The sequence below is a fragment of the Pseudomonas syringae KCTC 12500 genome (assembly GCF_000507185.2).
GTDB lineage: Bacteria > Pseudomonadota > Gammaproteobacteria > Pseudomonadales > Pseudomonadaceae > Aquipseudomonas > Aquipseudomonas syringae.
This window is the reverse complement of the sequence record NZ_AYTM02000002.1, coordinates 2,945,847-2,959,793: the sequence shown is the minus strand read 5'-3', so window position 1 is coordinate 2,959,793 and position 13,947 is coordinate 2,945,847. Positions and strand designations below refer to the sequence as shown.

The 13,947-nt window shown below is 61.8% G+C and carries 11 protein-coding genes; 5 read left to right on the top strand and 6 right to left on the bottom strand.

Annotated features, from left to right (window positions below; genetic code table 11):
• The 6 genes from V476_RS13515 to pilG are packed head-to-tail and all read right to left on the bottom strand — an operon-like array spanning position 1 to position 9,965.
• A complete protein-coding gene (locus V476_RS13515) occupies positions 1-471 on the bottom strand; it encodes a chemotaxis protein CheW (RefSeq protein ID WP_003392217.1) in 471 nt (156 codons plus the stop codon).
• On the bottom strand, positions 464-6,448 hold the full coding sequence (locus tag V476_RS13510; RefSeq protein WP_024959629.1) for an Hpt domain-containing protein: 5,985 nt from the start codon (positions 6,446-6,448) through the stop codon (positions 464-466). The genes V476_RS13515 and V476_RS13510 overlap by 8 nt, the downstream gene beginning before the upstream one ends.
• 47 nt (positions 6,449-6,495) lie before the next feature.
• Complete coding sequence (locus tag V476_RS13505) at positions 6,496-8,538, bottom strand: methyl-accepting chemotaxis protein (protein WP_024959628.1); 2,043 nt, start codon at positions 8,536-8,538, stop codon at positions 6,496-6,498.
• A gap of 50 nt (positions 8,539-8,588) precedes the next feature.
• Entirely contained in the window at positions 8,589-9,128 is a 540-nt protein-coding gene (locus V476_RS13500) for a chemotaxis protein CheW (RefSeq protein ID WP_024959627.1), read from the bottom strand.
• 14 nt (positions 9,129-9,142) lie between these two features.
• Positions 9,143-9,508, bottom strand: coding sequence for a twitching motility response regulator PilH (pilH, locus tag V476_RS13495; RefSeq protein ID WP_003316741.1), 366 nt, complete (start codon positions 9,506-9,508; stop codon positions 9,143-9,145).
• A gap of 46 nt (positions 9,509-9,554) precedes the next feature.
• A complete protein-coding gene (gene pilG, locus V476_RS13490; protein WP_002551738.1) occupies positions 9,555-9,965 on the bottom strand; it encodes a twitching motility response regulator PilG in 411 nt (136 codons plus the stop codon).
• A 254-nt stretch (positions 9,966-10,219) separates the two neighbouring features.
• On the opposite strand from pilG, the gene gshB reads away from it, so the two are divergent.
• The 5 genes from gshB (at position 10,220) to pyrR (ending at position 13,947) form a co-directional block, all read left to right on the top strand.
• Positions 10,220-11,179 carry a glutathione synthase gene (gene gshB / locus V476_RS13485; RefSeq protein ID WP_024959626.1) on the top strand — a complete coding sequence of 320 codons (960 nt, stop codon included), beginning with the start codon at positions 10,220-10,222 and terminating at the stop codon, positions 11,177-11,179.
• A gap of 166 nt (positions 11,180-11,345) precedes the next feature.
• Positions 11,346-12,248: an energy transducer TonB gene (locus tag V476_RS13480; protein WP_024959625.1), complete on the top strand. Its 903-nt coding sequence runs from the start codon at positions 11,346-11,348 to the stop codon at positions 12,246-12,248.
• Between the two features lie 75 nt (positions 12,249-12,323).
• A complete protein-coding gene (locus V476_RS13475) occupies positions 12,324-12,896 on the top strand; it encodes a YqgE/AlgH family protein (protein ID WP_003392236.1) in 573 nt (190 codons plus the stop codon).
• The gene (gene ruvX, locus V476_RS13470; RefSeq protein ID WP_024959624.1) at positions 12,896-13,336 is read left to right on the top strand and encodes a Holliday junction resolvase RuvX; all 441 of its coding nucleotides are present in this window, start codon (positions 12,896-12,898) and stop codon (positions 13,334-13,336) included. The genes V476_RS13475 and ruvX overlap by 1 nt, the downstream gene beginning before the upstream one ends.
• A gap of 98 nt (positions 13,337-13,434) precedes the next feature.
• Entirely contained in the window at positions 13,435-13,947 is a 513-nt protein-coding gene (pyrR, locus tag V476_RS13465; protein ID WP_024959623.1) for a bifunctional pyr operon transcriptional regulator/uracil phosphoribosyltransferase PyrR, read from the top strand.

The following is a 13,947-nucleotide window of genomic DNA, read 5'->3' as shown; positions in this document are numbered from 1 at the left end:
CTATGACAGCCCTGCATCCACCAACCATTGTTCCAGCCCTTCGAGGTCGGGAATGCGGGCTACGGTTTCGCCGATCTGTACGGCGGCCAGTTCCAGTTCGGCCAGCGGGACGTCGACGTAGCTCAACTGGCTGTCGACCTTGCACGAGCGCGGGATGCCCTGAGTCAGCAGGGCGATGAATCTGACATCGTTGCGTCCGCCCAGCGCGTTGAGCACCACGATCCGGGCTCGACCGCCAACGCGGGTGCGGCCTCCGCAGGCAGCTTCGAAGCTGAGCAGTGGCAAGGTCAGTTCGCGCCAGCTGATCGGCCCGAGGTACCACTCAGGGGCATCCGGCTCTGCGCTGCAATCCTGATAATCGATCAACTCGGCGACCGCGACATTGGGCAGCAGCAGATGCCGGTCACTCAACGGCACCAGCAAGCCGGTCAGGCTGGTCAGACGGCTTGTCTGAAACGTGCCTTCAGACATGTGCCGGGCTCCAGTAAGCGATGCTCTCCAGCAATACGGTTTCCTGATACGGCTTGCTCAGGTACTCGTTGACGCCCACCGCCATCGCCCGATCGCGATGCTTCTGGCCCGAGCGGGAGGTGATCATGATGATAGGCAATTCCTTGAGCTGTTCGTCCTGGCGGATCTGGCTGGCGACTTCAAAGCCGTCCATGCGCGGCATTTCGATATCGAGCAGCATGATGTCAGGCGTGTGCTCCTGCAACAGGGTCATGGCATCGACACCGTCCTTGGCGGTCAGCACGTGCATGCCGTGGCGTTCCAGCAAGCGGCTGGTAACTTTGCGCACCGTCACCGAATCGTCCACTACCATCACCAACAGCGGTCTGGCGTGCTCGGCTTCGTGGTAGGCAGGCGCCATGCCTCCTCTTAAAGGCAAGCCCTGCAAGGTACGAATCTTCGCCATCAGATCAAGAATCAGCACCACTTGCCCGTCACCCAGGATGGTCGCACCGGAAATGCCCTGCACCCTGGAGAACTGCGGGCCGAGGCTCTTGACCACGATCTCGCGCGAGCCTGCCAGCGCATCGACCTGCACCGCCACCCACTGATCCTGCAGATGCACCAGCAGCACCGGCAGCGGCTGCAATTGCCCGGCCAGCCGGGGCGGACTGCTGCCCAGCAACTCGCCCAGATAGCGCAACTCGTAACTGCGCCCACCATATTGATAGCGCGGCGGGGTGGTCTGGTAATAGCCGTCCAGTTCATTGGCCATGACGCGCACGATGCCATCGACGGTATTGAGCGGCACCGCATACTGTTCTTCGCCGCACGTCACCATCAACGCCCGGTTGACCGACACCGAAATCGGCAGTCGAATACGGAAGCGCGTGCCCTGGCCCGGTACCGAGTCGATGACCATCGAACCGCCCAGTTGCTTGACCTCGGCGTGCACCACATCCATGCCCACGCCACGGCCGGAAATCTGGGTGATGATCTCGCTGGTGGAAAAACCCGCCTGCAGGATGAACGGCAGCACTTCATGGTCGGACAGATCGGCATCCGGATGGATCATGCCGCGCTTGATGGCCTTGCGGCGTACCGCTGCGAGGTCAACGCCCGAGCCGTCATCGCTCAGTTCGATGACCATATCGCCGCCTTCGTACATCAATTCCAGACTGATATGGCCCTGTTCCGGCTTGCCGGCAGCGATGCGTTTTTCGGTGCTTTCAAGCCCGTGATCGACGGCATTGCGCAGCATGTGCTCCAGTGGCGCGACCATTCGTTCCAGCACGTTGCGGTCCATTTCACCGTCGGCGTTGCCCACTTCGAAATGGACTTTCTTGTGCAGTTCCGAGGCCACCTGGCGCACCACGCGACGCAGGCGCGGCACCAATCGTTCGAACGGCACCATGCGCGTACGCATCAGGCCTTCCTGAAGCTGGGTGTTGACCCTGGCCTGTTGCGACAGCAGCGTTTCCGCGTCGCGGGCGCGCGCACCGAGGGTTTCCTTGAGGTCCATCAGGTCGGACGCCGATTCGAACAAAGCGCGCGACAACTGCTGCAACTGGGAATGGCGGTCCATTTCCAGCGGGTCGAACTCTTCATAGCCCAGCCGCTCGGCCTGAACCTGCTCACGGCTGAGAATGCGCCCCTGGGTTTCCATATCAAGACGACGCAACTGATCGCGCATCCGCTCGATGGTGGTTTCCATCTCTACCAGGGCGATCTGTGAATCAATAATCTGCTGTTCAATACGTCCACGGAAGATGGAGGTTTCGCCGGCCAGGTTGACCAGGTCTTCCAGTTGCTCGGCAGGCACCTTGACCATTTCCGGGCCGCTGCGCTCGACCTCGCCCTCGGCGACCGGGGCCACGGCGACCACCGACTCCGGATGGATCTCCAGGCCCTGCGCAGCCAGCACTGCGCCCGACGGCTCGTCGGTGGCCAGTCTGCGAATGCTCTCAATCAGCAAGGTCGCGTCAGGCAGCGGCTTGTCACTGCGCACGGCATCAAGCATGTCGGCCAGCACATCCTGGCCGCTCTGCAACAGCCCCATCATCAACGGCGCGGGCTGCAGGCTGCCGGCGGAAAGCCCCTCGTAAAGCGTCTCCAGCTCGTGGGCGAGGTCGCCTATCGGAGCAATTTCCACCATCCGCGCGCCGCCCTTGAGGGTGTGCAGGTCGCGCAGCAGGTTTTCGACTTCCAGCATGTTGTGCGGATCGGCCTGCCAGCGCGCCAATGCCGCGCCCGAGCTTTCCATGATGTCGAAACCTTCCTCGAGGAAGACTTCACGCAGCTCGGTGTCATGCTCTGGAGGATCTTCACTGGCGGCAGGCGAGGCCTGCGCCTCAGGCCCGGCGCTCTCGAGCGTGCGGCAGCTGCGCAGCGCCTCGATCAAGGCCGAAGGGTCGCTGAGCGCCTCCTGCCGATACAGTTGCTCGAGCAGAATCGCCAGATGGTCGTGGCTCTCGTGCAGCAGCTCGGCCAGCGTCGGCGAATGGTTGAAGCGCCGGTCGATCAAGCCTTCGTAGAGGTTTTCCAGTTCGTGGGCCAGATCGCCCACCTCGGCCACCTCAGCCATCCGCGCACCGCCCTTGAGGGTGTGCAGGTCGCGCTGCAGCGAGGCCAGCGGCGCGGGGTTTTCCGGATCGGCCAGCCAACGCTGCAAGGCTTGACCGGCGCTGTCGAGGATATCGACGGCCTCTTCCAGAAATATCTCGACGATTTCGTCGTCCGGCCCGGCAACCTCAGTCTCAGTGTGCCCGGCCTCGCTGGCCAGCTGCGCGGTGGCGGCGTTGAGCTCGGTAACGCTCAAGGTGCGGTGGCCGTCGCTCTTGACCAGCCCGGTCGCCGAAGGGTCAAGCGCCTGATCCAGCAACTGGTTCAAGGCACGCACGCATTCGGGACGTGGCTCGACATCCTGACCAGCGGCCACCTGATCAAGCATGTTGATAAGCGCTTCGTGAGCATTTTCTGCCACATCGAAAAAGCGCTCGCTGACTGCCAGACTGCTTTCCTCGACCGCGCCGTAGAGGTCGAGCAAGGCCTCGCACAGCTCATCGACCTGCGGCAGGTCGGCCAGATGCGCGCCATGACCGAGGGTGGTCAGCTCGTCGAGCAGCGCGCTCAGTTCCTGGCGTTCGCCGGGGTGCTGCCGCCAGCCCCGCAGCAGGTTTTCCGCATCCAGCACGATGTCCATGCCTTCGGCCAGAAAACTGGCAAGCAGCGTGGGGTTGCGCTTGATACGCAGGCCGCTGTCCGACTCACGCAGCACCACGGTGAGGCGGTCGTTGAGCATCGCCAGGGCAGCCTCGATCAGCGGCGCGGCGCCCGGAATATCGGCCAGCGGCGTGCTGTCCAGTTGTTCGAGGCCCTTGTGCAGCAACGGTTCGGCGCTGCGCAGCAGGACGAGCTCCGGTGAACCGATATCGATCAGGTTGGCCTTGTATTCACGCACTAACTGGTCGAGCGGGCTGGCCAGTTCGGCAATCGGCAGCACCCCGGCCATGTGCGCGCTGCCCTTGAGCGTATGCAACGCACGCAGCACCGCGTCGCTGATCGCCGGCGACGCTGATTGTTCGGCATTGTCGAGGAAGCGGCCGAGGGTATTCAGATGGCCGAGCGCTTCCTGACGGAAAATCTCCAGCAACTGTGGATCGAGCGGTTCGTCGGCAACAGGTTTGCCTGGCGCGGGATCATCCACGGCCGGCAGCGTCGGTGGCTCCAGCCCATTGGCCAACGCATGGGCGCGAGCCGCCAACAGGTCGACATCGTCGCGCTGGCGCTGCGCATCTTCGGCAAAATCGCGGATGACCGACGGCAGAAGCGCCTGCACTTCGCTCATCAGTTGTTGCACTTCGATGCCCGGCAGCACATCGCCTTCCAGCACCCGGTTGAGCAGGTTTTCCACCGACCAGGCCAGTTCGCTGAGGATCAGCGCACGCACCATACGGCCGCTGCCCTTGAGGGTATGAAACGCACGACGCACTTCGGTCAGCGCCGTGCTGTCCCAGTGGCCGTCGCGGCCGAGCGAGGTGAACCAGCGCGGCAGGTACTCGCGCAGCGCGTCGAGCACCTCGTCGGCCTCTTCGAGAAACACATCGCGCAACTCGTCGTCCACCGCCTCTTCCCCGGCGGAGGGCGGCAACAGGCTGGTGGGTACGTTACGGGCGGGAGGGTTGACGGCCGAGACCGGACTGGCGAGGACCTGGGCAATGGTTTGCGTGGGGCTGACCAGCGCCTTGCGGTCATCCAGTTCCAGCAACTCGTCCTGAGTGATGATCTCTTCGAGCAACGGCACTTCGAGGGTGTCCGCAGCAGGCGTATAGCCCAGCCGTGCCAGGCTTTGCTGGGCCATATCCAGCACTTGGTCGCCCGGCGCCTGATGGTCTTCGAGCATGCGTTCCAGGTAATACTCGATACCGGTGATGGTGTCGGCCAGGCAATCGAGCTGAACCCAGGTGGGACGGGTTTCGTCCACCAGCAGGTGTTCCTGAATGTATTCGTTGCAGGCGGCCAGCAGGCTGGCCGCACGGGCCAGCGGGATCATGGCCAGCGCACCACGAACCTGCACGATCAGCGCGCACAGCGGATCGAGCCGCTGCCGGTCCCACTCGCCGTCGATGTAATCGAGGATCACATCCTTGGCCTGCTGCAACACGGTGCGGGCTTCGCGAATCACCAGTTGATGAATCTGCGTCAGGTCGGTGGTCGGCAGGCGGCTTTCTTCGCGGCTGACCTGCTCGTGGCTCCCGGCCATGCCGGCAAGGGTCGATTCGACGTAGAGCAAGGCACCCGCGACATCCATCAGCGCCGCGTCGCTGGGTTCGCGCTGCCCCTGCGCCAGACCAAGGACCACAGACAACTGATCAATGATCACCTTGCGCGGCTGGCCGAAACCCAGCACCGCCAGGGTATCGGCAATCTGCCGCAACGGCGGCAGCAACGCGTTCAGCTCGCTGACATGCTGACGGTCGCCGCGCACGAACACGTCGAGCCGTTCCTTGACCCTGACCAGCCCTTCGCACAAGGCCACGATCACCGAACGCATGGCGTCTCGGTCCGGACCGGCCATGCGGGCGCGCTCTTCGTTGACCACGTCGTTGCCGGGCAAGGCATCGGCCAGCGCGTACTGATCCTTTAGGTCGAGCATCTTCGGCGCCAGGCTGTCGGACTTGGCGATGTAGAACAGTAGGCTTTTCAACAGCTCTTCGGGGGCGGGCTGATTGATGCCGATGACGCCCTGCTCGGCCAGACGCTTGAGTTCCTTGTCGGCGTCCTTCAACAGACTGCGCAGCGCCGGACTGTTGGTGAAGTTGCCGTTGAGCATGGTTTCGACCAGTGCCGAGGCGATCCGCCAGAGCGCACCGAGCGGCGCGTCTTCGCACAACTGCTCAAGCCGGGCAAACACCTTGGCCATGTAACCGAGCTGGGTCTGCACGCCCTGCTCGCGCATCAGGCCGGCCAGCGCCGCCTGCAGCGTCTGGCGCAGCTTGCGCAGCAGGTTGGGCAATTCCGGGGTATTGCGCCGCGCCAGCTCCTGCTCATCAAGCGGCGGCACGACGACCAGCTGCGGGGCGAACAGGCTGGTTTCCGAGAGCAGACTTTCGCCCCGCGCGCTGCGCAGGTCATTGAGCAGTGGCAAGACCACCAGCGGCAGATCGCGGCGCGCGGAATGAATGCGTTCCAGGTAAACTGGCAACTGACTCATGGCCTGGATCAACAGCTGCTCGGACTCGACCGGATGGCTGACACGGTTCTGCTGGACCGCCAGCGCCAGTTGCTCGATTTCCTCGGCCAGCAACGCGGCGCCGTAGAACTCGATCATCTGCAGACTGCCGTGAACCTGATGCACCAGTTTCAGGCACTCGGCCATCGCAGCAGCATTGGCCGGGTCTTCGATGAACAGGTCCAGCGCCTGACGGGCCTGGCGCAACGTTTCGGCGATCTCGCCCTTCAGCCACTCAAGAGCAACGTAATCGTGACGATCAGCCATGACGAGTACCGTCCGTTACCCAATCAAGGTTGTTCATGTGCGGTACATCATCCGGCTTTCTTCGATGACGGCAGGGCAAAGCCCGATACCGAGCGCCGCATTTCGCTGGCCATTTTCGCCAGGTTGCCAATGCTTTCAGCAGTGGCCGAGGTGCCCGAGGTGGTCTGCGAAGTGGTCTGTTGAATGACGGTCATGATCTGCGAAATCTGCCCGGCAGACTCGGCCTGTTGGTGGGCGGCATCGGTGATACTTTCGATCAGTTCGGCCAGCACCCTGGACACCCCTTCGATTTCCCCCAGCGCCACCCCGGCGTCCTGCGCCAGGCGTGCGCCGCGTACCACTTCGCTGGTGGTCTGCTCCATGGAGATAACCGCCTCGTTGGTGTCGTTCTGGATGGCCCGGACCAGCGTTTCGATCTGCTTGGTCGCAGAGGACGAACGCTCGGCCAGCCGTTGTACTTCGTCGGCCACCACGGCAAACCCTCGTCCGGCATCACCGGCCATCGACGCCTGAATGGCAGCGTTCAAGGCCAGAATATTGGTCTGGTCGGCAATGTCGTCGATCAGGCTGACGATGTCGCCAATCTCCTGGGATGACTCGCCCAGACGTTTGATGCGCTTGGAGGTGTCTTGAATCTGCTCGCGAATGTTGTCCATGCCGTGAATGGTGTTTTGCACGACCTCGTTGCCTTTATTGGCAATCGTCACGGAACGCTCCGCCACGGCCGAGGACTCCGAGGCGTTGGTCGACACCTGATCGATGGACGCCGCCATGTCGTTGATCGCTGTCGACGCCGCACTGATCTGCAACGCCTGATGCTCTGAGGCAGCCGACAACTGCATGGCCGTCGCCTGGGTTTCGGTCACCGCAGCGGCTACCTGCTCGGCGGTCAGGTTGATGGTCACCACCAGCTCGCGCAACTGGTCGATGGAGTAATTGATGGAGTCGGCAATCGCCCCGGTGAAGTCCTCGGTCACCGAGGCCGTGACCGTCAGGTCGCCGTCGGCGAGGTTCTCGATCTCGTCCAGCAGGCGCATGATCGCCGTCTGGTTGCGCTCGCTCTTCTGCGCGGTTTCGCGCAACTGGCGATTGGTCTCGCGCACCATGACCAGACCGATGAGGATGATCGAGGCCAGTGCCAGCAAGCCCAGCACATAGCCGCCGACGGTGTTCACGGTGCGGCGCTTGGCGAGGTTTTCCAGGCTGTTGGCGAGTACCGAGGTTTCATCCAGCAGGGTTTGTGAAGTGTTGAAGATGTTGCCCGAGGCCTCGCGCACCTGATACAGCTCGGGCGAGGTTTCGAGAATCTCGTCCACGGAGCCTGAGACGAATTCGAACAGTTCAGCGATCTCCGCCAGCCGCGCCCGCGCATCGCGGTCCTCGACCTGGGAGATGCGCAGCGTGGCGTTGCCCTCCAGCATGCCGTTAAGCACACGCCCGAACTGGCTGGCATCGCGGCCAAAGGCATCGGCGGCCTGCACAGCCGTTTCATCGCCAGCCAGCACGGTGTTGACCGAGCCGAGAATTCGTTCTGCGAGCAATGCCTGACGTTGCGCAACCACCACCTGTGCGGCAGGGGCACGGCTTTGCAGGAGGTTCTCGACGACTTTTTCGTATTCGGCCTGCAATTGCGGAATGGTTTCGGCCAGCGTCGCCGCCACTTGATGCAGCGACAGAACGGTTTGTTCGCTGGCCAGAATCACGTCGGTGCTCTTGCGCAGCCCTTCCCAGTCACGTTGCACGGTGCGCAATTCGTCGCGTATCAGATCAGGAGCCGCAGGCAGGCCGGTGGCCGGGTCGCCTTTTCTCAGGTAGCCCCAGCGCACGTCGAAATCATTGCGCGCATCGGCCAGCAACTTGAACGCCTGGGTTTTGCCGGCAGCCGCTTCGGTGGCGTTTTTCGCGATACGTTGCGACAGGACGCGCAGCTCACCAGCGTGCCCGATGTACTGTTTGTCGTAGTTGGACTGAGTGTTGAGGTAGGCGAAGTTGGCGAACAGCAACATGATGAAAACGATAAGCGCCACGAACAGCAGAATAATCTGCGTCCGGCTTCTTGCGCCGTCCCTTGACCGGTCTGTACTACTCATTAATCAGGCCCCCGCCTGGATCAATTGTGAAACACACCAGGCCCGACATGCTAGGACGCCAGGTCCATGAAATCCGCAGACTGCACCAGCGCCCACGGGCTGAATATCTGCCACGCCTGCTCGCGGATAAATTGCCCGCGCAGGAACGGCACCATACGCTGATCCATGTCCTGCGAGGTCTGGGGTATGAGGCTCAACTGACTGAAACGTTGCATGCCGAACACTTCATCGACCAGCAGACCGGCAAATACGTCATGGTGCTCGACCACCAGCACCCGGCGCTGTTTACGCACCGGCGCCAGTTCGTGGCCGAAAAACCCGCACAGATCCATGAGTGGCAGCAACCGACCGCGCAGATTGGCGATACCCGCCACCCAGAACTTCACCCCGGGCATTACCGCATGATGGGGTTCGTGGAGGATTTCGGCGATCTCGCCAATCGGCGCGACAAAGCGTTGCTCGCCCATGCGAAAACCGATGCCGACCCAGTCCTGCTGATGGGCTTCCTGCAGCGGCAGGCCCGCCGCCAGCGAACGACAGCGTCGATCCATATCCAGAAGCAGTTCAAAAGCGGTGCGCGGCTCGGCCATGGCGATTCCGGCAATCAGCCGGCCAGCACCGCATTCAGGGTTTTCATCAGGGTTTCTTCGTCCACCGGCTTGGTCAGGTAATCCCGCGCGCCCTGGCGTTTACCCCAGACCTTGTCGGTCTCCTGATCCTTGGTGGTGATCATGATCACCGGGATCATGCTGGTGTCGGCATCCTTGGTCAGCTGGCGCGTGGCCTGAAAACCGTTGAGCCCCGGCATGACGATATCCATCAGCACGGCATCGGGCTTTTCCTGACGGGCCAGGGCCACGCCATCAGCGCCGTTTTCGGCCTTGAGCACTTCATGACCGTGCTTTTCCAGCATGCCGGTGAGTTTGTACATTTCAGTCGGCGAGTCATCGACGATCAATATTCGAGCCATGGGTGTTCCCCGTCAGATTACGAGCGCGCTACATCAGGCGCGGGCGTCATGATATGTGTTGTTCTGCTGCAACGAAGCCCGGCACATGAGCCTTGATCGCGCTGAGCAGTTCTTCCTTGCTGAAAGGCTTGGTCAAAAACTGATCGGAACCGACAATCCGCCCCTTGGCCTTGTCGAACAGACCGTCCTTGGAGGACAGCATGATGACCGGCGTCGACTTGAATGCCCGGTTGTTCTTGATCAGCGCGCAGGTCTGATAACCGTCCAGACGCGGCATCATGATATCGACGAATATGATTCGCGGGTGGTTATCGGCAATCTTGGCCAGCGCGTCGAAACCGTCTATCGCAGTGATGACTTCACAACCTGCGTTCTTGAGCAGTGTTTCGGCGGTGCGGCGGATGGTCTTCGAATCATCGATGACCATGACTTTCAGGGCGGAGGCGTGTTGTTCCATAGCTGCTCTTCCATCGCCGCAGCGAATTTTTGCGCATTCTGCGAGGCACTGGGAGCCTGACGGTATCGCTTCGTTGATCGACTGGGACCGAAGACCGGATGCCGAGCCTTTTTAGCACACTCTCCAGACGCAATCCATAAAGTGCACCTTGGCGCATCGCGGCAGGCCTGCCCCTTGACCGGGAGCAATCGGAGCGCCACCCTGATGCCAATTTTACGGCCGTTGCGGCCCTTACCGATCAGAGGATATTGCCCATGAGCGTTCGCCTAGGGATTGTCATGGACCCCATTGAGCGCATTTCCTATAAAAAGGACAGCTCGCTGGCCATGCTGCTTGCCGCCCAGGAACGCGGCTGGTCACTGTTCTATATGGAACAGAAAGACCTGTATCAGAACGCTGGTCAGGCCCGCGCACGCATGAAGCCGCTCAAGGTATTTGCCGATCCGGCCAAGTGGTTCGAGTTCGAAGCCGAAGTCGACGCAGGTCTCGAAGACCTGGACGTGATCCTGATGCGCAAGGATCCGCCGTTCGATATGGAATTCGTCTACGCCACTTACCTGCTGGAGCAGGCCGAGCGTGCCGGGGTACTGGTGGTCAACAAGCCTCAGAGCCTGCGCGACTGCAACGAGAAGCTGTTCGCCACACTGTTTCCGCAGTGCACGCCGCCGACGCTGGTCAGCCGCCGCGCGGACATCATCCGTGAATTCGCCGAACAGCACGGCGACGTGATCCTCAAGCCGCTGGACGGCATGGGCGGCGCGTCGATCTTCCGCCACCGTGCGGGCGATCCGAACCTGTCAGTGATCCTCGAAACCCTGACCGCCCACGGCACGCAGCAAATCATGGCGCAGGGTTACCTGCCGGCCATCAAGGACGGCGACAAACGCATTCTGATGGTCGATGGCGAACCGGTCCCGTATTGCCTGGCGCGCATCCCGGCAGCCGGCGAGACGCGTGGCAACCTGGCGGCCGGTGGACGTGGCGAGGCCCGTCCGTTGAGCGACAAGGACCGCTGGATCGCCGAACAGATCGGCCCGACCCTGCGTGAAAAAGGCCTGCTGTTCGTCGGCCTCGACGTGATTGGTGAGCACCTGACCGAAATCAACGTCACCAGCCCGACCTGCATCCGCGAGATCGACAACGCCTTCGGCACCAACATTGGTGGCCTGCTGATGGACGCGATCGAGAAGAAGCTGCAAGCGCGCAAGGGCTGATCAGCCGCTGACGCCGCTGGCCACGGGCAACACCGTGCGCCACGGCGCCAGATCGATTCCCTTGGTCCGATCCGCAGCAGAGCGGCGCGGCACATTGCGTTATCATGCGCCACCTGTAACACGACACGGATTTTGACATGCAGGCTGACGAGATGCTGAACCGCCAATGACATCCATGGCCAACAACGACCTCCCCCCGGAACTCGCCAACGCCGGTGTGCGCCCTGCCGATCGCCTGGGTTTTACCATGATGATCGCGGCGCTGATTCACCTCGCGGTGATCCTTGGCGTGGGCTTCACCTATGTAAAGCCGGAGCAGATCTCGCAGACGCTGGAAATCACCCTGGCCAGCTTCAAAAGCGAAGAAAAGCCCAAACAGGCTGACTTTCTGGCGCAAGACGATCAGCAGGGCAGCGGCACTCTGGACAAGGCCGAAACGCTCAAGACCACTGAGCTGGCGCCCTATCAGGACACCAAGGTCAACAAGGTCACGCCGCCCCCGGCCAGCAAGCCGGTGGTCAAACAGGAAGCACCGAAGACCGCCGTCGCGACCACCGCGCCCAGCCAGCAGAAAACCGTTGCCAAGCGCGATGAAGTCAAGCCCGAGCCCACCACCAAGGCCGCACCGACCTTCGACAGCTCGGAACTGAGCAACGAAATTGCCAGCCTCGAAGCCGAACTGTCGACCGAACAGCAGCTTTACGCCAAGCGCCCGAAGATCCACCGCCTCAATGCGGCCTCGACCATGCGCGACAAAGGTGCCTGGTACAAGGATGACTGGCGCAAGAAGGTCGAGCGGGTCGGAAACCTGAACTATCCTGAGGAAGCACGACGCAAGCAGATCTACGGTAATTTGCGACTTCTTGTGTCAATCAATCGGGACGGCTCGTTGTATGAAGTGCTGGTGCTCGAATCTTCAGGACAGCCTTTGCTGGATCAGGCCGCACAGCGGATCGTGCGTCTGGCGGCGCCTTTTGCGCCGTTCACCGGCGATCTGGCGGATATCGATCGACTGGAGATCATTCGCACCTGGAAATTTGCACGCGGAGACAAGCTGTCAAGCAACTGAACTTTTTGCCAGCTGACGCCCGACACACACACGTGTCAGTTGTCAGCCGGGCAAGGCAACGCCAAACTAGGGCTCATGAAAAAAGTCTCTCCGAGTTATCTCAAGCATCATTTCCTCATCGCCATGCCTCATATGCACGATGAGAACTTTGCTCAGACCTTGACCTACATTGTCGAGCACAACGCCAATGGCGCCATGGGGCTGGTGATCAACCGCCCGCAAAGCCTGACCCTGGCCGATGTGCTCGAACAACTGCGACCGGAGCTTCCGGCGCCGAGACACTGCCAGGACATCGTCATTCATACCGGCGGGCCGGTGCAGACCGATCGGGGCTTTGTCCTGCATCCCAGCGGCCAGACCTTTCAGGCGACGGTCAATCTTCCGGGCGGGATTTCCTTGTCGACCTCTCAGGATGTGCTGTTCTCCATCGCCGATGGCTACGGGCCTGATCAAAATGTGATCACTCTGGGCTACGCGGGATGGGATGCCGGTCAACTGGATGCTGAAATGGCCGACAATGCCTGGCTGACCTGCTCGTTCGACCCGGCCATCCTGTTCGATGTCGACAGCGAGCAGCGTCTGGATGCTGCCGCCAGACGCCTGGGCATCAACCTCAACCTGATCTCGACCCAGGCGGGGCACGCTTGATGGTCGCCTTACGGCTGCTGCTGGGCATTGATTACGGCACCAAACAGATCGGCGTTGCGGTCGGCCAGGCGATTACCGGCCAGGCACGTGAACTCTGTACGCTCAAGGCGCAGAATGGCGTGCCGGACTGGGACAAGGTCCAGGCGCTGATCAACGAGTGGAAACCTGATGCGATCGTGGTCGGCCTGCCGTTGAACATGGACGGCACGCCCAGCGACATGAGCGCGCGCGCGGAAAAGTTTTCGCGCAAGCTCAACGGACGCTTTGGTGTAACGGTCTACACCCATGATGAACGCCTGACCACCTTCGAAGCCAAGGGCGAGCGCATGGCGCGCGGCGGCCAGAAAGGCAGCTATCGCGACAATCCGGTGGACGCCATTGCCGCTGCGCTGTTGCTGCAAGGCTGGCTGGATGAGCACCCAGAACTGTTGAATGTGTGACTTTTTCTGCCTTTATCGCTTCGAGATACCCGGATTCCACGTTATCGCTTGAGCATCGCGCCACGGACCGACGCTGCCCGAGCCTCTAAGGAGCAACCATGAGCCTGCCCGATCCCGCCGAACTGATTCGTCAGATGGCCACTGACCTGAACGCTCACCTGAGCAAGCGCGGCATCAGCGACCCTCGTTTCATCGGCATCCGCACCGGCGGTGTCTGGATTGCCCAGGCGCTGCTCAAGGCACTGAACAACCCCGCTCCGCTGGGCACGCTGGACGTTTCGTTCTATCGCGATGATTTCAGCCAGAACGGCCTGCACCCTCAAGTGCGCCCTTCTGAACTGCCGTTCGAGATCGAAGGCCAGCACCTGGTGCTGATCGATGACGTGCTGATGAGCGGCCGTACTGTCCGTGCCGCACTCAACGAACTGTTCGATTACGGCCGCCCGGCCAGTGTCACGCTGGTCTGCCTGCTGGACCTGGACGCCGGTGAACTGCCGGTACGTCCGAACGTGGTCGGCGCCACCCTGGCGCTGGCACCGAATGAACGCATCAAGCTGTCCGGCCCCGAGCCGCTGGCGCTCGAACTTCAAGACCTCTCCACCGCCCTTTAA